We start from the raw sequence: 21,334 nt of genomic DNA, 5'->3' as shown, positions 1-21,334 counted from the left end.
CAGATTATTGTGACCGCCGACATGATGCTCTGCGGGCATCTCACACGCGAGGCGTACATGGCGATCCAGTTGGGCGCCGGTGCTGATCCATAACAACGCGGCCCGCGCTATGCTGAAAAGCAAGCCGAAAAAGACGCATCGTTTACCAGATGGATGCAGATGGCGACGGCCTTGTGTCTCAGGTCCAGTTCCTTGCCGACAGGGGGGTAAACTCACGTCTTCAGACGAAGACAGCGATGGATTCCTTTCGACGCCCGAGTTTATCGCGGCACGTTTGGCCATAAACCAAGCAAATGATATAGCGCTAAGCCCCATTTCAAGCTTTTCGTCATCGTCGTCGTTGATGACGGTGATTGGGTAATGCGTATCAATTCTGCGTTGCCCCTAAATGCAGCGCGGGGTTCTTCAGCGGTCGGTGTTGCTGTACGTAGATTGGAGCGGAAGGGATATCGGTGTGACTTGCTTGGACTCGGTTGCAAGATCGTCCTGAGCGGCGATCTCTTGCTCTAAGCGCACGCTTAATCGAAGGTACGTAAGCCGACTGCCAATTGCGCGACCCTTTCATAAGGCTCAAGTCGAAGTCTAGCGACAACAATCGTTGCCGCCTTTGAGATATCTGAAAAGGAAAAGAAAATGCGCAAATTGGCTCTTATCACACTTATCGCGATGGCCACCCCTGCTCTAGCACAGGACCTCAGCACAGACACGGTACTTGGCACCACGATGGAACAAGTAACCTCCAACTTGACCGAAATGGGCTACGAGGTCCGCAAGGCCGAAATGGAAGAGGGCAAGATCGAGGTCTACTTCGTCAAGGACAAAACCATGGGCGAGGTTTATGTGAGCCCCGAAACAGGCAAGATCATCAAGCTCGAGACGAAGTGAGCTGACGATGTCGATTGTTACAGATCCTGCAAGCGGGCGCGACAACGCCCGTGACATCGCGGTATGGGATCCACTGGTAAGGCTGATCCACTGGTCGCTTGCCCTGACTATCCTGCTGAACGGCGCAATAACCGAAGAAGAAAGCAAGCTGCACGAGTGGGTGGGTTATGCTGCTCTGGGGCTTGTCGCCCTTCGTCTGGTCTGGGCCGTCATCGGTCCAAGGCACGCGCGCTTTTCCGCTTTCCCGCCAAACCCGGCAAGAGCGATCCGACATATGCGGGCGGTTCTGCACGGCGACCGCACGGTTCATCTGTCGCACAACCCGCTGGGCGCCTTCATGGCCTACAACCTCTGGCTAACAGTGATAGCCCTCGGCGTAACCGGGTACATGATGACGACGATCCGGTTCTTTGGCATCGATTGGGTGGAAGAGGCACATGAGTTCGCCTTCAACTGGCTCATGCTGTCGGTTGCGCTTCATGTTGCCGGTGTGGCGTTCGATAGCTGGCGTTCCGGTGTAAATCTGGTGCGCGCTATGATAAATGGGCACAAACGCATTCCGGACGGAACAGAGGTGGAATGAAACGTCGCACAATGACGCCGATTACAAAGGAACGACGCGCGACAGTGCTTGCGGGTATCATCATCCTGCAAGCGCTTTGCGCGCTGTTTTTCATCGGCGACGTGATTGCCGATCTGAGCGGCGGCGGACATCTTGAAGACCTCCATCTCGGACTCGAAGCGCTGGCAGCACTCGCACTTGTCGGTGGCGTCGTGTTCCTGATGGTGGAATTGCGACGGCTATTGGTACGGGTGAACGACATGGATGCCGGTCTGAGGGTTGCGCGCGGGCAGATGGCCGAGGTGATGGAGGGTTTCTTCGAGGACTGGAATCTGACGCAGGCAGAGCGCGACATCGCGACGATGATCCTCAAAGGGCTCGACAATGAAGCCATCGCAAAAGTCAGAAACACAGCGCCTGGCACCGTTCGTGCTCAGGCCACCAGTATCTACTCAAAATCCGACACGCATGGTCGGGCCCAATTCGTCAGTCTGTTCATGGAAGAATTGATGTCGGGCGACTTTTCCACGGGTGAGGTGGCGAAAAGCCATCAGCCGCTTGAAGCAAATGCACCGGGGGACAAACTCCACGCAAAATAGTGGATTGGTCTTGGATTCAATTACTGACATCAGTCTCAAAGCCGTCCGCAGGTCAAATTGGGTTAAACCCAATTTTCCGGGCAGACGGACATCTTGGACCTTCGCGTGATGTGCGTTTGTCCTAAGCGGTGAATTCCCCAGTGGCATGTCATAAGGAAGAGCTTCAGGCGGTTTTGGTGTTGCCTACGGGTGAAGCGCTATTTCGCAGGCTGTCCTATCAGGATCGACGCGCCCGCCAGATATGCATCCAAGCCACCACAGAAATGACCAACCAGACACCCGCGCGCAGGGTCATCGCACCAACAGTGCGCATCTCATAGGCGTTGCCTTGCAGCACGTGAGCTCCGAAGGCCAGGAAAACCAGAACGGTGGCAACCAGAATGCCTGTCGAAATCCAAACTGCTGGCCGATGCCGCAGAAACAGCCCTATGCCGGCCACGACATAGGCGAATCCCGCCAGAAAGTTGAACCACAGCACGAAGGGCACCGCATTGCCGACAGCGGCGCGCGCTTCCTCGCTACCAAACAAGGCCCGCCCGCCTGAAAAAACGGTCAATGCGCCGAACACTATTGCCACGCTTGCCGCAATGTTCAGGGCGCGGTTGCCAGAGTTTGCATTTTTCATGTCACGTCCCCTCCCTCTCCATCAAGCTTGCCGTCGCGAAGATGGAACAGCTTGTCAAACCGGTCATAGATCTTTTCGTCATGGGTGACCGCGATGATGCAGGCATCCTGTTCTGCGGCGAGCTTGCGCATCAGGTCCATCACAATCCCGGCCCGCTTGCTGTCGAGCGCCGCAGTTGGCTCATCTGCCAGAATAATGCGCGGGCTGTTGGCAAGGGCGCGTGCGATGGCTACACGCTGCGCCTCACCTCCAGACAGAAGCGCGGGCATCGCATCCTTGCGGTGGCCGACCTCCAGATAGTCCAGCAGTTCGATAGCGCGCCTTTGCGCCTCAGCCGTCGATTTTCCAGCCAGTTTCAGCACCAGCGCAACATTATCTTTGGCGTCGAGAAATGGCAGAAGATTATGGAACTGAAAGATAAACCCGATCTTGTCGAGCCGGAGCTTACGCAGATCGTCTCGCAGCCATTGGTTGTCGTAAACCACCTCATCGTCCAGCGTAACCTTGCCCGCACTCGGAGCAATGATGCAGCCAATGGCATTCAGAAGCGTCGTTTTACCCGATCCAGACGGACCAAGTAGCGCCACCACTTCGCCCGCCCGGACTGACAGATCAACATCCTTCAGAGCGTCGACGCGAGTATCGCCCTCGCCAAAGTGCTTGGAGACATCAGCAACATCTACAATCACGCGGCGCGGATCATTGAGCATGACGTCACCCTCCGATTGCCGTGGCTGGATCGACCTTGAGTGCGGCACGCACACCAAGGCCGCTGGCGACGATGCAGACTAAGAGGATGATCCCTGCTAGCGCGGCGGCGTTGATCGGCTCCAACACCACCCGACGGGGGAAGTAGTCCTTGACGAGCAGGATAAGGATCAGACCAAAACTCCAGCCAACCGCACCAAGTGCAATGGATTGCTGCACGATCAGCCCGACGATCGTGCGGTCGGGCGCGCCGATCAGTTTGAGTGTGGCGATCTGCTTCAGCTTTTCCATGGTCATTGTGTAGATAATCAGCGCGATCACAACGGCTGAAACGGACAATAGGATGCCCAGAAACAAACCTATCTGACGCTTTGCACGGTCCACCACAGACATCAGCAAGATAGACTCCTGATCGGCTTGTGTCAGGGCCCCAAGGTGTTTCCACTGCCGCACCGTCTGCGCCACTGCATGCGGGTCAGCGTTCGGCGCAAGCCTTGCGATCACAGCTGCAACACTGTCCTGACTTTCGAGCAACCCTGCGCCTCGCGCCTCCTGAACGCGTTGCGCCGACGGGGCCAGTTGCGTCTGCAGCACCTGCGCATCGCGCAGGGTGATGAACGCTGCCGGATCACCGGCGGAATTCATCGTATCCTCGACCAACCCGACCACAGTGAAAGGATCGCGGCCCAGTCGGATCACATCGCCTACGGACAATCCGGATTTGGCATCGGCCACGATCTCGAAATGGGACTGGCTGATCCCGCGCCCAGCCGAGATTGCTTCGGGTCCACCGGGATGACCGGGCTCGTATCCGATCACGTAGAGGCGTAGCGTTTCACCGCGAAAGGGCGCCTCGACGGTCTGGTAGCTGATGCTGCCCGCTTCGGCCACACCATGCAATCGCACCACGGCATCACGGGTGCCGTCGGGAATTTTTGAGGCTTCTGCAAACGGCCCCTGTGTACCTGATTCAACAATCCAAAGATCTGCCTGCGGTGCTTTGACGATGTTCAGCGCGTCCGCGACCAGCCCATTGTAAATACCGATCATTGCCAGCACGACCGCCATCAGAAGGCTGAGGCCGAGGCAAGTCAGCACGAAGCGGAACAGATTATGGCGCACATCGCGGTAAGCGAGGTTCATGGCGCATCCCTCTCGGCAACCCGAACCATGCGTCCCTCAGACAACCCTTTAACGGGTGCCACAATGAGCTGCGCGCCGTCGGCAATACCACTGACCAGTTCGACCCGCGCATCCTCGGTCCGGTGACCGAAGACTGCGGGCACCTGATGCGCGCGTCCATCCTGTGCGACCCAGATACGACCTTCATGCCCATCAAACCCGGTTATGGCGATCTCTGGAACCAACACCGTATCGGCCAGCTCTGTCACCGTGATCCAAACTTCGGCCTGTTCACCAAGAAAAACCTGTTCCGGGCACCGATTGCATGCAATCCAGACCCGGCGCTCTTCGTTCACCCGGTCGCTTTCAATACCGATCCGCGCGATCTTACCCGTGAAGACCTGATGCGGCAGAGACCGCAACCGCACTTCGGCAGTTTGTCCGAGTCGCAGAGGCCCGGCACGCTCTTCATCAATATAGGCCAATGCCCAGACAGTGTTCGGATCTATAAGGGTAAAGATAGGTTCACCAGCGATAACAACGGTACCTGCTTCGACATGGCGCTCAACGACGACCGCGTCAAATGGTGCCCGCAACACATGATGATCGAGCAATACGCGTTCGTATTGCAGGGCTGCCTCGGCGTCCTTGTGCATGGACTTGGCTACTTCAACATCGCTTTCTGCGACGGCCAGATCGGCCGCTGCAACATCGACATCACGCTGCGCCTCTTCTGCAGACTGAGTCGAGACGGCATTGCGTCCGGCAAGTTCCTGCTGGCGCGCATTTGTCGATTGCCGCTGCGCCAGAATGGCGCGGGCGCGAATCACGTTTGCCTCGGCCTTGCCTAGGGTGGCCTCTGCGGCGGCAAACCCCGCCTTGGCGCGCGCGACTTTTGCTTGTTGTTCCGTAGGATGAAGTCGGGCAAGGACCTGCCCCGCTTTGATCGCATCGCCGCTGTCGACCGAAAGTTCGGTCAGTGCGGCACCAACTTCAAATCCGACATCCGAGACGATCCGTGCTTCGACCGTACCCAACCCATAAACGCGCACAGGGACACTCTTTTCAATGGCGGCGGTGGAAACACTGATCGGGCGCTCTGTTAGGACAAACCAGCCAAAGACTGCGAGGACGACAACAAGGGTTACTCCCAGAATGATACGGCGGTTCATGGCGAAACCTCCGTACTTGCTTTTCGGAACAGCCGCATCTGAGCGTCGAGCAATCGGCGTCCTTCGGATTCCAATGCGAAACTGCGCTTCCCCAAAGTCCAACGGATCGCCAGCCCCTGCACCAGCGAGACCAACAATAGCGCCCCGTCTTCTGGCCGTAGGTCTGTGTCGAACAGGCCCGCTTTCTGTCCCTTGGTCAATTCAATGGCCAGCAAGGCGACCAATTCGGTCATCAGCGCAAGAACGGATTGGCGCAGATCGTCGTTTTCTACCTGTAACTCACGCGAGAATAGGATGGACGGGATGGCCGGCATTGTCTCGATCTGGTGCAATTGCGCCAAGATCAACGCTTTTATCCGGGCTGTCGGATCGTCGGATGTCTTCAGCGCGTCAGCCCACGCAGTCTTGAGGCGGTCAGAAATCACCGCAGCCACCGCCTGCCATAAATCCTGCTTGGTCGCGAAGTGCCGGAAGATTGCGGGCTGCGTCAACCCTACTGCATCAGCAACCGACTGCGTGGTCAGACGATCCGGGCCCAACTCGTCCGCGAGACGCAGCATTGCCTGTACGATCTCAGTCTTGCGTTCATCTGCAGGCTTACGAGTAGGCATTGCGCACCTGTTTGTTAGTGATTAGTTACTAACTAATTAGGTCGAGATACCCTTGTCGTCAAGCACATCTGCAGTTGATTACGGCATAGGGGGTCGAAAGTGATCGCATGGCATCCTTTAGGCGCGAGAAGATTGACAGAATATTGCGGAAAGAGCCCTACGACTACGCAGCACCTATAGTCTAGCTTCAGGAAAAATACGGCATCAAGCAGCTTGGGCTCGCCGCCGACCTCAGAGGCAACACAGCATCATGTGATATAGCCTCGCATCAACGTCGGGTTGTCGTTTTGGGAGGGCATGGCGGATCAGAGGATCAATCATGGAAACACCAAACTTACCTGCCATCCACCTTAGGCTATTTTCGCTGCGGCGCGACCCGTCAGAAGAGACACTCGCCGCAAAGCCACAATCACGCGATCGGCTAACTCACACTGTGCGCAACTTTGCAGACTTTCGCACCGTTGCAGGGAAGCGGCCCCGACGTCTGCATTCGAGTACTCCGTCATGGTGCTTCATTCTGCACAATTGCGAGTCAGCCTGCGCATGAGTGTGTGCTGATAGCGAACCACCTATGACAGCAGGCCAACTTTGGTTGCCTATGCGCCGAACTTACATCATATCAACCCACATTGAGCCAACGCCCAATCAAACGGGCTCTAGAAACACGTCCTCCAGCATGCGCTCTGAAACTGCTCCAGGTGCTCCGATAGCGATCAGGCGGGTTTCGGGTTTACGTGCCCCCCACCTCTCCTCGCGCGCAATGTCGATGCGTTTGCCAACGACCTGCACCACAACGCGATGGTCCGGGTCCTCTTCAGACAGCACAAAACCCTTTACCCTATAGACTTCGCCTGGCAAGCGTTTGATCGCCGCGCGTAGCCCGGACAAGGGGACGGGTCGTTCGGACTGCATCATGGTGGTCGAAAACTGAGCCGCATGGTCGTGATCGATACATCCACAGCCGGGGCCATGTTCTTGATGATCTGGCAGTTCGGCATCCAGCTGCTCGGCGGCGAAGCGCCCCACCGATAGAAGGATGTCGAGCGGTACGTCAGCATTGACTGCTTCGACAAGCCGGTAGCGACGGAATCTCGATCCGAGCCAGTCGTGCACCTTTTGAACAGTTGCGCGGTCAACCAGATCAACCTTGTTGAGGATCACCATGTCAGAAAAAGCGATCTGGCGCAGTTTCAGTTCCATCTGTTCCGGTGCAGCGAACACCTGCTCGGCATCCACAAGGCACATGATGCTGTCTAATCGGATCATGTCGCGGAACCGTTGATCGGTGAAGGTCATCGCAATCGACGACGGGTCAGAAACTCCACTTGCCTCAAGCAGGATGTATTCAGGCCTCTCCGGCCTCTTGAGGACGGCTTCCACTGTTTCGATCAAGTCGTCCCTGATCGAGCAGCAGACGCAGCCGTTGGCTAGGCTCATGACGTCATCCTCAACGCCGACCACAAGATCGGCGTCAACGTTGATGGAACCGAAGTCATTGACCAAAACGGCGACACGCAGCCCGTGATTGCCCGTTAATATACGGTTCAAAAGAGTTGTCTTACCGGCCCCGAGGAAACCGGTAAGGATGGTGACGGGGACCGCCGAGGTCGAGCCGAATTCAATCATGGTTTAATCCTCTGCGATCAGTCTTCACGGGGACCCATGACGTCTGAGACCTTGATCGTGAAATCTTTCGGCCAGTTTCCATCGGGTTCACGATAAACGTCTTCCGGATAGTACTCTTTGGGGTCGATCTCCATGTCGCGATATTTTTGATCCTGTTGCTCGGCGCGGGTCAAACGGGGGTTCGGCAATGTGACTTCGTCGGGCAATTCAAGCCGTCCGGCATCCACCTCGGCCTGCAACTCGCGGAATGGTGGAACCGTGCCCGATTTTCCAGGCAGAACAGCCTTGCGGTACCAAATTGCATCCTTGGTGACGTTCACCACCGCCACATCGAGCCCCCACTGGAACAACCCATCATAATGCGCGCGGATACCAGCCAGCATCTCCGCATCAATGTCTTCATCCTGGGTGTAGTGCGTCACCATGCCCAGCCGAGGACGCGCATCCGCAAACAGTTTACCGACCGCGTAATGCGACGTGTGGTGCGTATCGATTGTGTAGTTGAACAGCTGCTGCGGGATACCGTATTTATAGGTCATTAACTGACCGATATCCTGTCCTGACATCTCGGTCACGAATACATCGGCGCCTTCGCCATATTTGCGTGAAAGCTCATCCGGGCGGCCATCACCGGTCCAGACAAAGCTAAGTCCGTTCCAGTCGAGACGATAACCCACTGCGCCGTCTTTCGCATGGCTTCGAGGCCACGAACGCACGGTCACTCCGTCCTGATCATAGACAATGTCGCCCTCCTGCCGGAAATCGAACTCGTTCACCTCAATTTCATAGCCATCACCGATTGGGAAAACATCGAACGCTTCCAGATGCCAGCGCAGCATCTGCTTCATCCCATCGACCATACCTTTTGTGCCCAGCTCGGGAGTACGGCCAGATGGGCCATGGATGCGCAGCGGTGTATAGCCACCGGACCACGCCCGGAACGGGTAGATGTAGGGGATGTCTGCGTAGTGATCGACATGTAAGTGCGAAATAAAGATGTCGTTAATCAACTGACCTGGCACTTGCATGCCAATGATGTTGCGAACACAACCCGATCCGAAGTCGAAGAAGAAACGTTTTCCGTTACCTAATTCGACCATGATGCAAGTGCCGGCCTGATCTTCGCGCGGTGGGTATGGTGTTGAGCCGCAGAATGAGATGCGCATCTCATCCCGGCCCAGCTCTTCGCTCAGAGGGAAATAGTTGGCATTGGAGCCGGTCATATACTTTGTCGGACGGAAGTACTCTGGAAGAGAGATACCGCCGGCGGGTCGGCCACCATAAGGGTTCTTGAGCGATTCACCCAATGGGCCGCTACCTTCATGGGCTTCGGCGCTTCCCGCTGCGAACCCTGCCGCTCCGGTTGCAGCGGCACCAGTTGCAAGACCTTTCAGAACACTCCGACGTGACGGGTCCTGAATTTGCTCGGTTTCCCTGACCTGTTTGTTCGCCAGGTCTCTTCCATTGTCTTCCTTGGTCATGCCTCGTCCTTACTCAGAAGTGTTGCGGAGTTTTCGCTGAACCATTCGGCGCAGCTCGTTCAAAAGTTCAGATTTGATGTGAGCCCATTCGGCGCGCTCGGACGCTGTGATCGACGTGTCGTCCATCAGCGTGCAAACCTTCCTGAAATCTTCGACGGCTTCGCTCAGAAACACATCTGGTTCAACACGCTCAGACAGCGCATCTGCAAGTTCAGGGATCTCATCGTGCAGGTCTGTTACCACTGAAAAATTTCCGGTGCCCACTACCCATTCCAAGATCAGGATAAGTGCGGTTGACCATGACGACCAAGTGAGTCACCGTTAGTTGGGGGTGAGTTTGCCTTGAACAAAGCTAGTGATTTGCCGGTAGATCAACCCGTTGGGCAACCGTCACCGGAACTTGTCCGACAGGCTCTACAGCGCATTGTAACAAGCGAGGCGTTTCAATCTTCACCCCGCCTTCAGCAGTTTCTTACCTATGTGGTCGAGGAAACCCTGGCAGGTCGCGGTGCGCAGATCCGAGGCAAGGCAATCGCCGTTGAAGTCTATCAAAGACGCATTGATGGCACGGGCGGTCAAAACCTCGTTCGCGTAGAGGCGCGACGGTTACGTCGGCTGTTGCGAGAGTTCTACGAAGACTTTGGTGATGGCGAAGGTGTCCACATCTTTGTCGATCCGGGCGGGTACAAGCCACGATTCTCATTCGAGCCCTCGGTTGAACAGCAATCTTCAGAGACGCCTGACCAGAATAAGCCTGCTGGCAAATCGCGGCTGCCGCTCTTTGCTGGCTTGGGTGTTTTGGCAGCCTGTGCTGCTTTTGGCCTGTGGGTGGTTAAGGAAAGCGCAGTGCCGCTGGCGACAACTCCCTCCAAAAAGCAGGCAGAGCGCACTGCTCTCGGTGAACAGTCTTTGGTGAGACTCCAAGCGGCAAACATTGCCGAGCAAGCCCGCGGACTGTTGTTTCCTGTTTTTGATGTCAAACGCCAGCAAATGGCGCTGAGTATGTTTCAGCATGCGACCGAGCTCGACCCGGCCTTGTCTGACGGGTACGCCGGATCGGCTCAAGTCTCGGCGACGCTGGCGCTGCTTTCAGCGGATGCGATACAAAAGGATGATCTTCTAAGACAAGCTTCGATTCTGGCGGATAAAGCACTTGATTTGTCCCCGGCAGACGCTTGGGCGAACGCGGCACAAGGTTGGGTACTTGCTGTTTCAGATCGACCGGACGATGCATTGAAACATGCAAAAATATCTTCTGAGCTTGCACCTACGGATGGCCATGTTCTCGACCTTGTCGGGATGACCGCTATCCTGACCAACTCTCCTGAATTCGCAGCGGATGTTAGCAATCCAGAAAGATCCCGAATAGGGTCTGGCCGGTTTGGTGCGCGGAATATCTGGGGGGTATCCCAGCTTATGCTTGGGAACTATCAGAGCGTTGTCCAAGCCTTTGAAGGAGCGCCGGCCGCAGGTGCACCGGTAAGCGCACCCTCACTCCTGTTTCAAGCAGTTGCTCACGATCAATTGGGTAACTCTCAAGAAGCTCAGAAACTTATCGATGAATTGCGCGATACTTGGCCAGATTTTCCATCTGAGTTCCTTGTGGAGCGGATTTTCCACCGCGAAAAAGAAACGCGAGAAAGAATACTGAACGCACTGGACAGGTACTGATGCATTCCACCAAAGATTAGCGCACGAAATATGCGGCAACTTCTTCAAGCTCGGTTGCAACACAATGACGGCAGGCGCAACGCAGATCCTGCTAAAAATTTAATTGAGGCATGGGATCAGTTTGGCAAAGAGCCCTAGGTTGCGCTTTTTGAATGCCAAGCAAGTACACAAGGGCTGTATCAAGAAAACGCAAGGCAGTAACGATGATTGCCTAAAAGACCCGCCAAAGACCAAACCTGAGAATTTGCAGACCCGACTTTACTGTGCTTCGCAGGCATTAAATCTCAACGCAGCATTCGGCAGTATGGGCTCGAAGCCGACCTCAGTGGCGACGCAGTAATCCTCGTCAGCGTCTGTCACTCAGCATTCAAGGCCGGCCCTTTCCTGACCTTCACCCCATAGTCTCCATGCTGCGGCGCGGCCCGTCGAACCTGCCGTTCGCTGCGAGCGCAAAATCCAAAGGCTGCCAGAATTCGCGAAATGCGGACAAAGCCGCCTCAGGCCGGCGCTGCAGATTTCGCATTACCACCGACAACCCACAGGCAAAGCAAAGCAAGAAAAACCTCTATCGCAAATGCGGCAAGAATGCTGTCAGATGGCAAGCCATCGAGGACGAAACTAATTGTCCTACCGAGGGCAAAAGCAGAAAATACCGTGACTCCAAGCAAGGCTGAGGTCTGGACCAACTTTTGGTAACATGCTCCGCACAAGATGATCAGGCCAAGAACCGCGAGATTGGTAGCAGGTGCGCGCAACTCGCTCATCAGGTTTGGCTGCGGCGAGAGTACGATGCCGTAGTTGGCGTAGAAAGACTGTGGGTCCAGTGTGATGGCCAGACCTATGGCGAATGCCGTTAATCCGGACATGCCCAAGATAAGTCTGCGTCTAAGTTCAAGTTTCATGATTGTCTCCAATGTCCTTTGGCCTGGCTCAAGCGGCTCTGGTCCACGCACCAGACATTGCAGCTTTATTCGCGAAGTCGGCGAAGTCGCGTGGTGCGCGTCCAAGCGCACGCTGGACACCGTCCGCGAGGTTCGCATTGCGCCCGTCCAGCGTTTCACGCGCGATGTCCGTGATCACATCAGCAATCATCTCGCCATTCGCGTGCGCGATTTCCGCGTGAAAGTCTTCGAATGAAATTGGCAGGTATTGCACAGTCCTGCCCATGGCGCGCGAAAGCTCTGCGGCCATGTCGGCAAACGTCATGAGACGTGGTCCCGTGACCTCGTACAGTTCGCCGTCGTGTCCTTCTTCTGTCAAAGCAGCTACGGCAACATCGGCGATGTCGTCCACGTCGATGATCGGTTCGCGTACATCGCCGGCGGGCATCGGCAAGACACCTGCCATGACCGGACCAAGCAATGCCCCTTCAGAGAAGTTTTGTGCAAACCATGCTGCACGAACGATAGTGAACGGAACTCCGGAATTGCGTACGACTGCTTCCGCTCGTTCCGCATGAAACTCGCCACGCCCGGTCAGCAGCACAAGACGCTGTAATCCCTTTTCACGAGCCAATGCTGTGAAGGCTTCGACTTGCTCAACCGCGCCAGGAAAAGCGATGTCAGGAAAGTAAGAAATATAGGCAGCCGAAACGCCTTCCAGGATTGCGGGCCAGTTCTGCGGTTGTTCCCAGTCAAATGGCGTTTCACTGTTCCGCGATCCGCGCCGGACTGTCTTCCCTTTTTCTTCCAGACGTGTCGCGATCCGCGATCCGGTTTTGCCTGTTGCGCCAAGTACGAGAATGGATTGCTGTGTCATTGGTCATCTCCATGAGTTCAGTTGATGGCCCGAAATTAGGCAATCAAAAGAGATGTTCTATTCTTCAAAATCCCGCATTCTTATCCAATCGTCCAATATGAATAGACGAACAGGTGAATTTCGTCCAATCTCATGACATGAACCAGTTTAACCCTCATGTCCCCGACCCCGATGCACTGGCGCAGCCGATTGGCGATCCGCTGGGGGAAATCCTTCATCTTCTGAAGCTCACCGGCACATTCTACTGCCAGTCGCGCATGTCCGCTCCTTGGGGCGTGTCCATACCAGGCTTTCCCGACATACTGAGCTTTGCGGTCATTACGCACGGGCGTTGCTTCATGAAAGTCGGACAAGACGACCCCTTTGAGGTCGAAAAAGGCGACCTGGTCTTGATGACCAACGGTGCGCCCATCGGTTTTTTCAGCTCGGAAGACACGCCGCTTTTGACGCTGGAAGAGTTGCCCATTCGCAAGGTGACCGAGCTCTATGAAACGCTGGAATACGGTGGTGGTGGAGCGGAGACGGGCATCATGTACGGCCTCGTCCGGATCGATCACGCCGCCAGTGGTATGTTGATGGGCTTGCTTCCGGATGTGCTCAAAATCGACCCGTGGGAAGAGGATGCCGGAAGCTGGCTACAGGCAACTTTGCAATTCATCGCAAAAGAGGCGCGGGAATTGAGACCGGGTGGCGAAACCGTGATTACGCGCCTGGCAGATGTCGTTGTCATCGAGGCCATTCGTCGTTGGCTGAACAGCGCACCAGACGCAAACCGCGGCTGGCTGAAAGCGGCGCGAGACCCGCAGATCGGGCGCACGATAGTCGCCATTCACCGTACGCCTGCTGCGGCTTGGACAGTCGAGGCTCTCGCGGAGGTTGCTGGTATGTCCAGATCCGCGTTCGCGGCGCGGTTTACTGGGTTGGTAGGCGTTCCAGCAATCCAGTATCTTGCAACGTGGCGTATGCACCTGGCCAGCGAAAGGTTGGTGTCTACCGATCAACCAATCTCGCAGATTGCCGCTGACATCGGATACTTGTCAGAGCCTGCGTTCAACAAAGCCTTCAAACGGGTATTTGGCGCACCACCGGGAAAAATCAGGAAGAACGGAGTTCACTCCGTATCCAGGCGAAACTTGAGAAACTGAGCATCTTCGTATTCGATCTCGCCGATGTGTTTGGCACCGAGTTTCCGGAGTGCACCCAGATTCTTTCTACTTGGTGGCAGCAGAAACGTGACAAAGGGGATACGTTTATCAGCGATCGCAAAGTCGATTGCCATTTTGGAAATCCGTTTCCCAAGTCCAAAGGCGTCGGGCCGCAAAACCAACCCAAAATCCCACTCGTCACCTTCTTTTTGAAAGCCCCCCCAACCAACATACCGACCGCTTGACAAAAACGCCCAATGTCCAAGACCGTCCCTCGCCCAGTAGCCTTCCTTTTTGGCTATAAATTTTCTTGCGACCTCAACATTCCATTTGAACGTCAAAAGCGGCATATGCTCTGCTACCCGGGGGTCGGACATATGAACCGCAATGTCATTCGGATCGATTTCCGAAAGGCGTGCAAATGAAATCCCATCTTTCATCATTGTACTCATTTGATGGCCCGAGCTGTCCCTTGCATGCAAAGTAATTATGGCGCGAATACTGCTTCACAGCTTTCTCGCGACAATGTACCGGCTCGGCAATAACCCGGCTTGATCCGCTGTCTCAACGATATCGAAGCCCGCACGTTCAACAGCGTGCTGGAGTTCAGCTACGGATACAAAATTTACGAACGGAGCTTTCCCGAGCACCTGCATAATCGGGATCGCTATTCGGCTGATTATGCCATATTTGAACCCTCCACTCTCTGGAGCGCAGACGGTCTTGGAAATGAATACCCCACCGGGTTTTGTAAGGGTCGCAATGTGTTCGAGTGCATGACCCATGTCAGGTACAAGGTGCAGTAGATTATGCGCGAGGACAGCGTCGTAAGAACCGTCGTCAGGATCGTGCTGCAGAACCTCGGCCACTTTGAACGTGACATTCTCCAGCTCTTCTTCAGCGAGTTTCTCGTTGGCGATTTCGATCATCCCCGGTGCGAGATCGGAGGCAGTGACTTGAGCCACATGCGGTGCCAGTAGCAACGCGGTTGACCCCGTCCCACACCCGATTTCCAACACACTGTCTTCGGCTTGCAGGTAGGACTTTGTACGTTCGAGCGTGTTCAGATACCCTTCCATGTTCCGGATAGGATCAGCCGCATATTTGCGCGAAATCTTGCTCCAGAACGCGGCATCTTTGGACAATGCGGCCATCTTTTTTTCTCTCTTTCAAAATTTTCACAGCAGCTAGTAAATTAAAACACGATTTTATGGAATTGCCAGATATTGCAGAACTGTTATGCATTAATGCATGAATTGGAACGCTATCAATTTCGATTGGAACCAGGCACGGTCCTTTCTTGCAACGGCAGAAGAAGGTTCGTTTTCCGCAGCGGCGCGCGTGCTTGGGCAGACCCAGCCAACTGTCGGTCGGCAAGTCGCCGCGCTGGAACAGGCGCTCGGCGTCACCTTGTTTGAAAGGGTTGGCAAGTCGCTTAATCTGACAACCGCTGGTGCTGAGCTGTTGGTACATGTCAGTGAAATGGCAAATGTTGCGAATAGGATTTCTCTGACTGCAACAAGCCAGTCACAAGCCATTGAAGGGCAAGTCAGGATCACTGCGTCCGACGTGATGTCAGCCTATCAGCTGCCGCCCATTCTTAAGCAAATCAGGCTCGCGGCACCGCGGCTTGAGATCGACGTCATTGCGGCAAATGATATACGAGACATACAGCGGCGTGAGGCAGATATTGCAGTTCGGCATGTTCGCCCAACACAGCCGGACCTGATTGCAAAGCTGGTGGCAGAAGCGACGGCACATTTTTACGCCGCCCCTTCGTACCTAGAACAGGTTGGACGACCAAGAAATGAAGAAGAAATTGCCAAGTTGGATTTCGTCGGTTTTGGAGACATTGACACGATGATTGGATTTCTCAATCCGGCCGGCATCGAAGTAACCCGCAAGAATTTCCGGATTGGGTCGCAGAGCGGGATAGTATCATGGGAGCTTGTGCGCCAAGGCTTCGGCATTAGTGTTATGTCAGACGATGTGGCGGCCCTGACACCCGGTGTGGAGCGTGTTCTGCCCGAACGCGAGCCGTTCAAGTTTCCTATCTGGTTGGCCACACACTCTGAGTTACAAACAGCGCGAAGGATCAGGTTGGTATTCGATCAGCTTGCAGACCATCTCGGCACGCGAACAATTCTCTGAACCTGAGGTCGTCTGATGTCACGAACTAGAGTCTGCTTCGGGCTCTTTCCGCGCTTCGCAGGCGTTGCAGCATCCAAATCAGAGGAAACATCCGGCACCGAAAAAGACGGCCCTTAGCTGACGTTCGTCATAACGTTCATCGCCACAGTGCAGCTTCCCCGAAGCAGACATTGAGTTACCCCAAATTGAACGTTGTTCGCACTGCCAAAACGCGATCCAAACCGACGTCAGAAGTTCCTACCGGCGAGACGAAGAGTGTTCCGCGCTCTTCTAAGCAGCGGAGTATCGATCATGCGGCCACCAAGGATCAGAGCAGGCTATGTCGCGGGCATCAAACAATCTTCCCGTAGTTTAGATCAGGGCAATGGTGGCGATTTCGCCGATCGGCAGCCCGCGTCCAACTTCCAGGTCAGACAAGACACTAATCCAAAACTCAGGACATTTCCCAACTTGGCTGCTTTCCGATCCGGTCCAACAAGAAATCCATGAGAACCCGAACCTTAGCGGACAAGACGTTTGCTTTCGGATAGACAAGCCACAACACAGATGCGTCAGTCACCCGATAGTTTGGCAAGACCTGAACAAGACTGCCTTCCGACAGTTCACGGTGGACGCTCCAGAGCGAATTCATTGAAATACCTGCTCCAGCTATCGTGGCAAGTTTTTGGCTTAGGCCATCGTCAAAAGTTAGCTGACAGCGGGCCGCGCGAGGATCAAATTCTCCGGAGGAACCGTCAGTACCGGTGAGAGGACGCGGCTCCTGATCTCTGAATGCGATCAAATCATGATCCACCAGATCGGATGGCACTGCCGGTGCCCCACGCTCGGCCAAATACCGGGGAGAGGCACAAAGTACGCGAGTGTCGTCAGCGAGCTTGCGGCCCTTGAGGCTGGTATCTTCAAGCGCTGAGTTCCGAATAGCCAAGTCGTAGCTGCCCTCAATCAGGTTGAATTGGCTGTCGGACAGTCGAAGGTCGAGATTAACCCCCGGGTATTGCACGACGAATTCTGGCAGGATAGGCGCGATGTAAAGCTGGGCAAAAGTGCTGGGCGCGGTAAAGCGCAGCGTTCCTGTGGGCTGAGTTTGTCCCTGCCCCAATGCGGCGCGTCCAGCACTCTCTTGCGCCAGAATTTCGCGGGCATAGGGCAGAAATTCAGCGCCTTCCAGGGATAAAGCAACTTTACGGGTCGAGCGGTGCAGCAAGTCAGCACCCAATGTGTGTTCGAGCTTGGCAAGCCGGGCGCTTGCTACAGCCGGTGCAAAACCGAGTTCGCGCCCTGCTGCGCTAATGTTGAGCTTTTCAGCTGCAAGTACAAACAGGCGAAGGCTTTCGGTATCCATCACATTATATCCAAAATCCGAATTATCTATCTTTGAATGGCCCATTTTTATTCATTCTTCAATGCGTATCTTCGAGGCAAGCCAAAAGCGGGCGCGATGCGAACGCATTTTGCTTCCCAAATCGCGAACCGAAATCGGTGTAAAGAAGGAGAAGGCTATGCCGGGTGCTGCAACCGTCAATTACCACGTCCACAGCGCGTCGAGGCAGGCATTTCAAATTGATGCTGGTGGTGTCGCAGGAAATCTGATCTCGCCAGAACTTGTTGCGACGGAAATTCCACTTCGGGACCTGCGGGGGTCTGAGGATGCAGTTTCGTTCTCTACGGACGGCGTTTCGTTTGTCACATCACCCAGCAATGTAACCTCGTTCGACGATGGAAACGATTGGCAACAGGTTTACGACCGCGAATTGACAGAGTTGCTTATTCAGCATCTGGGTGCCAAAGAGGTCGTTGTTTTCGACCACACATTAAGAGTCGATGACCCTGACTCCAATCGCAAACCTGCCCGCAATGTTCATAGCGACTACAGCACTGAGGGGGCGGAAAAGCGACTGGTAGACATTCTCGGGTCAGACAAAGCTGTAGAGTGGAACACGGGGCATTATGCCTTCATCAATATCTGGCGCCCTGTCGAAAACCAGATCAATAGCGCACCGCTTGGTTTTGTTCGCCCATCCAGCGTCACAAATGAAGATTGGATTCTGATCGACCTGATTTACCCTGATCGGCGCGGCCATATCATGGGGCTGGCGGCGAGCGACGCACATGAATGGGTTTATCAGTCACACATGACCCCGGATGAGATTGTCCTATTCAATATCTACGACAATCAAGGCTTGCCTTCAGTGGGTCACAGCGCAGTCGATTTGGTCGAGGATCCAAGTGTCCATTCAATTCGAAAGAGCCTTGAAAGCAGAACTGTTGTTCGCTTCTGACAAGTTGGCGCAAAGCCAGACAGATACCTAAAGCGAGCTTCAAAAACGCTCGGCTATTAGAGATCGGATGAATACTAAGTTCAAAGGGCAGTCCGTCCTCAACCATCTGAAGCCTGGCTTGTGAACAAAGGAATGAACCATGTCCAAGACAATTCTCATCACCGGATCAACCGACGGCCTCGGTCTCTTGACTGCCAAAACCCTCTCGGCAATGGGACACAGAATTCTGCTACATGGCCGAAACCCAGCTAAGCTTGAGGTGGCGGCGACGGAACTCGGTGGCCAGACAGAAAGCTATGTCGCCGACTTTTCAAAGCTAAGTGATGTCGAAGCACTATCGGCGGAGATTCTTGGCCGAAATGACCGCATCGATGTCCTGATCAACAATGCTGGCGTCTACAAGACGCCCAACACTCGAACCCCGGATGGCTTCGACGTTCGCTTTGTGGTCAATACTCTCGCACCGTGGGTGTTGACGCAGCGGCTGCTGCCGATCATCCCACAGGATGGCCGCATAGTTAACCTGTCTTCTGCCGCACAAGCTCCGGTCGATGCAAAGGCGATGACCGGCCATGGTTCGCTGGACGACTTCGGGGCCTATGCTCAAAGCAAACTGGCGATCACTATCTGGTCTCAGGAACTGGCAAAAGCGCTACCAAAGGGCCCGTCTGTCATTGCGGTGAACCCTGGTTCACTGCTTGCCTCTAAGATGGTGAAAGAGGGATTTGGCGTCGCAGGAAATGATATGAGAATAGGTGCGGACATCCTGTGCCGTGCCGCGCTGGATTCTGAGTTTGCCAATGCCTCCGGCAAATACTTCGACAACGATTCAGGTCAGTTGGCGCGACCCCACGCTGCAGCAATGGATGAAGATCATAGAAAATCTGTGATGGAAGCCATCCACGAGGTCACGGCTACCGTGCGGTAAGCTCGCAAAGAGGGGAGCTGTGAGAGCATTGACGTTTATTTGTTGAAATAGCGTTCAATGCTGTAGGCTGGTGGCACGGGGAGGACATATGGTGGAAACCGATAATTCCTTACACTTTGGGAATGCCATTAGTGAGTCTTGGGAGCGCTGCGAGCTTAAATACAAGCTTGTTCGGGATGCAGCTCGCCCCATCCTTCGCCTGCAATCATCTGAAGTGGCTCCTCGGTTAGAGGAATTGGTAGAACGTTCGGGTGGACGCCAAGGGATAATCAGCCAACTCGCTCAATTAGCTGCCAATGCTGGTCATTGTCTTGTAGTCACAGATACAGAGGGCGTGTCGGTGCGTTTGGAAGGCACTGAACAAGGCCGTTCAATCTTTGAAGAAAACGGAATTGCCATCGGCTCCTGTTGGGATGAGCGCATTGCTGGAACCAATGGTGTGAGCATGGCGTTATCTGAGAGAGATGCCTTCACCGTAAGCGGAAGAAACCACTACTTTTCGTCATTGCACCCATTTGCTTGTACAGCCGCCCCGCTATTTAACGCAGAGAACCAAACTCTCGGTGCAATCAGCTTGGCTATGTTGGATCGCAATAACTCTGCAGATTATCTGTTTGCGTCTCAGCTTCTCGGTACTGCAGCAGACCGCATTCAACGTATCCTATTCGAAAAGCGGTTTGCAGACAGTTTGATCATATCTGTTTCCTCAGTTAATGGGCGCGACTTGCTGAAGCGGGATGAACTTGTGGCACTGAATGAAGCTGGGATCATCCTGGGTACCACCGCAGGAGCGCATCGCCTTGTAGGTGACAAGACGCCCGCGGCCCTGAAAGGGAAGGCTTTTGAGCTGGTGTTCGGCACTGATGCAAAGGCGATGGAAAGCGTCCCCGAAAGAGTCATGAGTGTTCGGTCGAAAGAAGGGCCTGTTCTCAATTTCTCGGCGCGGCCTAATAGGGGTAAGCGTACTTCTCCAGCGTCAGGGCGGAGCCTTAAGGCAGTCGCTTCGCAAAAACCGAAGCGTATCCGACTGGCCGCTTCGTTGCGCCAGCTTTCAATTGGAAGCGATCGAATGGCTGCGCTCTGCACGAGAGCGCTGGCACACTACCGGAAGGGATTGCCGTTCTTGATCGAAGGAGAGTCCGGAACCGGAAAAACTGCCCTCATTGCTGCGATCCTCGAAGCTGACAAGTCTAATTCGGGACGCATAACGAAAGTGGATTGCGCGTCGCTGGGAGAAACTGAACAGGACAAACTTTACTTTCAGACCTTGCTTGAGCAAGCGCGTATTGCGGGTTCCTTTGGAGTAGCAGACCAAGAACAAATCGTGCTGGTTTTTGAGAACGTAGACGAACTGCCAAAATTCGCGCAGGCTCGCCTCAGGATGCTAATGGGTGAAATTGAGGCAAACGGGTTGCTGCTCGCAGAGCAGAATTCGGAGCAGACGCCCAAGATTATCGCGACATGCCGTCAGCCACTTCACATTGCGGTACAGGACGGAAAGTTCCGTGATGATCTCTATTTCCTGCTGGCAAATACGATTGTTCAACTTCCTCCTCTTCGGCAGCGTGAACGGGTTGAGGCCTTGGCTGGTGAGATCGCTCGACAATTGGCAGGAGAGGCAGTTCAAATAACAGAAGAAGCCAAATGTATGATTTCCTGTTCTGATTGGCCGGGTAATGTCCGAGAGCTAAAAAACGCCCTGCAGCAAGCGCTTATGGAAGGGGACGGTCGGCGTATCTCACGACTGGACTTGCCGGAACGCACCATACCCTTGTCCGAAAAACACAGGGCCATAGAAACAAGACAGAGTTATTCCGACCAGTCCTATGATGAGCGGACTCTCATTCAGGATGCGCTGATTGGTGCCCGATGGAACGTCTCAAGAGCAGCGCGCAATATAGGGATGGGCCGCGCAACCATTCATCGGAAAATGAAACAATATGGCATCGCACGACCCCGTTAGCATCAACATGGTCGGCTACAAATAGTGTTGCCGACAAGCGGTTGAGCG

Annotated in this window: 22 protein-coding genes; 9 read left to right on the top strand and 13 right to left on the bottom strand. The window is 54.7% G+C overall.

Annotated features, from left to right (window positions below):
* The first annotated feature begins 633 nt into the window (after positions 1-633).
* From GOX88_RS12765 to GOX88_RS12755, 3 genes are read left to right on the top strand one after another with little or no spacing between them, the layout of a single operon-like run.
* A complete protein-coding gene (locus GOX88_RS12765; protein ID WP_217354227.1) occupies positions 634-885 on the top strand; it encodes a PepSY domain-containing protein in 252 nt (83 codons plus the stop codon).
* A 7-nt stretch (positions 886-892) separates the two neighbouring features.
* A complete protein-coding gene (locus GOX88_RS12760; protein WP_170402187.1) occupies positions 893-1,468 on the top strand; it encodes a cytochrome b/b6 domain-containing protein in 576 nt (191 codons plus the stop codon).
* Positions 1,465-2,046, top strand: a complete 582-nt coding sequence (locus tag GOX88_RS12755) for a helix-turn-helix transcriptional regulator (RefSeq protein ID WP_170402184.1) — start codon at positions 1,465-1,467, stop codon at positions 2,044-2,046. Before GOX88_RS12760 ends, GOX88_RS12755 begins: the two co-directional genes overlap by 4 nt.
* 217 nt (positions 2,047-2,263) lie before the next feature.
* Here the strand turns inward: GOX88_RS12755 and GOX88_RS12750 are convergent, their stop codons facing one another.
* From GOX88_RS12750 to GOX88_RS12715, 8 genes are all read right to left on the bottom strand, one after another.
* Complete coding sequence (locus GOX88_RS12750; RefSeq protein ID WP_170402180.1) at positions 2,264-2,671, bottom strand: hypothetical protein; 408 nt, start codon at positions 2,669-2,671, stop codon at positions 2,264-2,266.
* A complete protein-coding gene (locus GOX88_RS12745) occupies positions 2,668-3,381 on the bottom strand; it encodes an ABC transporter ATP-binding protein (protein WP_170402177.1) in 714 nt (237 codons plus the stop codon). The genes GOX88_RS12750 and GOX88_RS12745 overlap by 4 nt, the downstream gene beginning before the upstream one ends.
* A gap of 4 nt (positions 3,382-3,385) precedes the next feature.
* Positions 3,386-4,522 (bottom strand): ABC transporter permease, encoded by a 1,137-nt coding sequence (locus tag GOX88_RS12740; protein ID WP_170402174.1) that lies wholly within the window; start codon positions 4,520-4,522, stop codon positions 3,386-3,388.
* The gene (locus GOX88_RS12735) at positions 4,519-5,673 is read right to left on the bottom strand and encodes an efflux RND transporter periplasmic adaptor subunit (RefSeq protein ID WP_170402171.1); all 1,155 of its coding nucleotides are present in this window, start codon (positions 5,671-5,673) and stop codon (positions 4,519-4,521) included. The genes GOX88_RS12740 and GOX88_RS12735 overlap by 4 nt, the downstream gene beginning before the upstream one ends.
* Positions 5,670-6,284, bottom strand: coding sequence for a TetR/AcrR family transcriptional regulator (locus tag GOX88_RS12730; protein ID WP_170402169.1), 615 nt, complete (start codon positions 6,282-6,284; stop codon positions 5,670-5,672). Before GOX88_RS12730 ends, GOX88_RS12735 begins: the two co-directional genes overlap by 4 nt.
* A 645-nt stretch (positions 6,285-6,929) precedes the next feature.
* Positions 6,930-7,910 (bottom strand): CobW family GTP-binding protein, encoded by a 981-nt coding sequence (locus tag GOX88_RS12725; RefSeq protein WP_170402164.1) that lies wholly within the window; start codon positions 7,908-7,910, stop codon positions 6,930-6,932.
* A gap of 17 nt (positions 7,911-7,927) precedes the next feature.
* Positions 7,928-9,391 carry a guanitoxin biosynthesis MBL fold metallo-hydrolase GntH gene (gene gntH, locus GOX88_RS12720; RefSeq protein WP_217354226.1) on the bottom strand — a complete coding sequence of 488 codons (1,464 nt, stop codon included), beginning with the start codon at positions 9,389-9,391 and terminating at the stop codon, positions 7,928-7,930.
* Positions 9,392-9,400: 9 nt separating this feature from the next.
* Positions 9,401-9,655, bottom strand: coding sequence for a hypothetical protein (locus tag GOX88_RS12715; RefSeq protein WP_217354225.1), 255 nt, complete (start codon positions 9,653-9,655; stop codon positions 9,401-9,403).
* Positions 9,656-9,733: 78 nt separating this feature from the next.
* On the opposite strand from GOX88_RS12715, the gene GOX88_RS12710 reads away from it, so the two are divergent.
* The gene (locus GOX88_RS12710) at positions 9,734-11,062 is read left to right on the top strand and encodes a tetratricopeptide repeat protein (RefSeq protein WP_170402158.1); all 1,329 of its coding nucleotides are present in this window, start codon (positions 9,734-9,736) and stop codon (positions 11,060-11,062) included.
* Between the two features lie 497 nt (positions 11,063-11,559).
* On the opposite strand, the gene GOX88_RS12705 is transcribed toward GOX88_RS12710, so the two are convergent.
* Positions 11,560-11,964: a DUF4345 domain-containing protein gene (locus GOX88_RS12705; RefSeq protein ID WP_170402155.1), complete on the bottom strand. Its 405-nt coding sequence runs from the start codon at positions 11,962-11,964 to the stop codon at positions 11,560-11,562.
* 28 nt (positions 11,965-11,992) lie between these two features.
* On the bottom strand, positions 11,993-12,820 hold the full coding sequence (locus tag GOX88_RS12700) for an NmrA family NAD(P)-binding protein (protein ID WP_170402153.1): 828 nt from the start codon (positions 12,818-12,820) through the stop codon (positions 11,993-11,995).
* Positions 12,821-12,933: 113 nt separating this feature from the next.
* Between GOX88_RS12700 and GOX88_RS12695 the strand changes: the two genes are divergently transcribed.
* Positions 12,934-13,965 carry an AraC family transcriptional regulator gene (locus GOX88_RS12695; RefSeq protein WP_217354224.1) on the top strand — a complete coding sequence of 344 codons (1,032 nt, stop codon included), beginning with the start codon at positions 12,934-12,936 and terminating at the stop codon, positions 13,963-13,965.
* Here the strand turns inward: GOX88_RS12695 and GOX88_RS12690 are convergent.
* Both GOX88_RS12690 and GOX88_RS12685 read right to left on the bottom strand, forming a co-directional pair.
* A complete protein-coding gene (locus GOX88_RS12690) occupies positions 13,932-14,405 on the bottom strand; it encodes a GNAT family N-acetyltransferase (protein WP_170402147.1) in 474 nt (157 codons plus the stop codon). The genes GOX88_RS12695 and GOX88_RS12690 overlap by 34 nt on opposite strands.
* Positions 14,406-14,471: 66 nt before the next feature.
* Positions 14,472-15,119, bottom strand: coding sequence for a class I SAM-dependent methyltransferase (locus tag GOX88_RS12685; RefSeq protein ID WP_170402145.1), 648 nt, complete (start codon positions 15,117-15,119; stop codon positions 14,472-14,474).
* A gap of 97 nt (positions 15,120-15,216) precedes the next feature.
* Between GOX88_RS12685 and GOX88_RS12680 the strand changes: the two genes are divergently transcribed.
* On the top strand, positions 15,217-16,116 hold the full coding sequence (locus GOX88_RS12680) for a LysR family transcriptional regulator (RefSeq protein WP_170402143.1): 900 nt from the start codon (positions 15,217-15,219) through the stop codon (positions 16,114-16,116).
* Between the two features lie 433 nt (positions 16,117-16,549).
* On the opposite strand, the gene GOX88_RS12675 is transcribed toward GOX88_RS12680, so the two are convergent.
* Positions 16,550-17,458: a LysR family transcriptional regulator gene (locus GOX88_RS12675; protein WP_170402140.1), complete on the bottom strand. Its 909-nt coding sequence runs from the start codon at positions 17,456-17,458 to the stop codon at positions 16,550-16,552.
* Between the two features lie 157 nt (positions 17,459-17,615).
* Here GOX88_RS12675 and GOX88_RS12670 point away from each other — a divergent pair, with 157 nt between their 5' ends.
* The 3 genes from GOX88_RS12670 to GOX88_RS12660 all read left to right on the top strand — a co-directional run bounded on the left by GOX88_RS12670 (position 17,616) and on the right by GOX88_RS12660 (position 21,286).
* The gene (locus GOX88_RS12670) at positions 17,616-18,395 is read left to right on the top strand and encodes a CmcJ/NvfI family oxidoreductase (RefSeq protein WP_170402256.1); all 780 of its coding nucleotides are present in this window, start codon (positions 17,616-17,618) and stop codon (positions 18,393-18,395) included.
* Positions 18,396-18,534: 139 nt separating this feature from the next.
* Positions 18,535-19,323, top strand: coding sequence for an SDR family NAD(P)-dependent oxidoreductase (locus GOX88_RS12665; RefSeq protein WP_170402138.1), 789 nt, complete (start codon positions 18,535-18,537; stop codon positions 19,321-19,323).
* An 88-nt stretch (positions 19,324-19,411) separates the two neighbouring features.
* A complete protein-coding gene (locus GOX88_RS12660; protein ID WP_170402135.1) occupies positions 19,412-21,286 on the top strand; it encodes a sigma-54-dependent Fis family transcriptional regulator in 1,875 nt (624 codons plus the stop codon).
* Positions 21,287-21,334: the final 48 nt, after the last annotated feature.

Source organism: Ruegeria arenilitoris (assembly GCF_013030985.1).
GTDB lineage: Bacteria > Pseudomonadota > Alphaproteobacteria > Rhodobacterales > Rhodobacteraceae > Ruegeria > Ruegeria arenilitoris_B.
This window is presented reverse-complemented; position numbering and strand designations above follow the sequence as displayed.

Bases quoted from the DNA above. Each gene is read 5' to 3' on its own strand.
- GOX88_RS12765 (WP_217354227.1), top strand. From the start codon at position 634: ATGCGCAAATTGGCTCTTATCACACTTATCGCGATGGCCACCCCTGCT.
- GOX88_RS12760 (WP_170402187.1), top strand. From the start codon at position 893: ATGTCGATTGTTACAGATCCTGCAAGCGGGCGCGACAACGCCCGTGAC.
- GOX88_RS12755 (WP_170402184.1), top strand. From the start codon at position 1,465: ATGAAACGTCGCACAATGACGCCGATTACAAAGGAACGACGCGCGACA.
- GOX88_RS12750 (WP_170402180.1), bottom strand. From the start codon at position 2,671: ATGAAAAATGCAAACTCTGGCAACCGCGCCCTGAACATTGCGGCAAGC.
- GOX88_RS12745 (WP_170402177.1), bottom strand. From the start codon at position 3,381: ATGCTCAATGATCCGCGCCGCGTGATTGTAGATGTTGCTGATGTCTCC.
- GOX88_RS12740 (WP_170402174.1), bottom strand. From the start codon at position 4,522: ATGAACCTCGCTTACCGCGATGTGCGCCATAATCTGTTCCGCTTCGTG.
- GOX88_RS12735 (WP_170402171.1), bottom strand. From the start codon at position 5,673: ATGAACCGCCGTATCATTCTGGGAGTAACCCTTGTTGTCGTCCTCGCA.
- GOX88_RS12730 (WP_170402169.1), bottom strand. From the start codon at position 6,284: ATGCCTACTCGTAAGCCTGCAGATGAACGCAAGACTGAGATCGTACAG.
- GOX88_RS12725 (WP_170402164.1), bottom strand. From the start codon at position 7,910: ATGATTGAATTCGGCTCGACCTCGGCGGTCCCCGTCACCATCCTTACC.
- gntH (WP_217354226.1), bottom strand. From the start codon at position 9,391: ATGACCAAGGAAGACAATGGAAGAGACCTGGCGAACAAACAGGTCAGG.
- GOX88_RS12705 (WP_170402155.1), bottom strand. From the start codon at position 11,964: ATGAAACTTGAACTTAGACGCAGACTTATCTTGGGCATGTCCGGATTA.
- GOX88_RS12700 (WP_170402153.1), bottom strand. From the start codon at position 12,820: ATGACACAGCAATCCATTCTCGTACTTGGCGCAACAGGCAAAACCGGA.
- GOX88_RS12690 (WP_170402147.1), bottom strand. From the start codon at position 14,405: ATGAAAGATGGGATTTCATTTGCACGCCTTTCGGAAATCGATCCGAAT.
- GOX88_RS12685 (WP_170402145.1), bottom strand. From the start codon at position 15,119: ATGGCCGCATTGTCCAAAGATGCCGCGTTCTGGAGCAAGATTTCGCGC.
- GOX88_RS12680 (WP_170402143.1), top strand. From the start codon at position 15,217: ATGAATTGGAACGCTATCAATTTCGATTGGAACCAGGCACGGTCCTTT.
- GOX88_RS12675 (WP_170402140.1), bottom strand. From the start codon at position 17,458: ATGGATACCGAAAGCCTTCGCCTGTTTGTACTTGCAGCTGAAAAGCTC.
- GOX88_RS12670 (WP_170402256.1), top strand. From the start codon at position 17,616: ATGCCGGGTGCTGCAACCGTCAATTACCACGTCCACAGCGCGTCGAGG.
- GOX88_RS12665 (WP_170402138.1), top strand. From the start codon at position 18,535: ATGTCCAAGACAATTCTCATCACCGGATCAACCGACGGCCTCGGTCTC.
- GOX88_RS12660 (WP_170402135.1), top strand. From the start codon at position 19,412: ATGGTGGAAACCGATAATTCCTTACACTTTGGGAATGCCATTAGTGAG.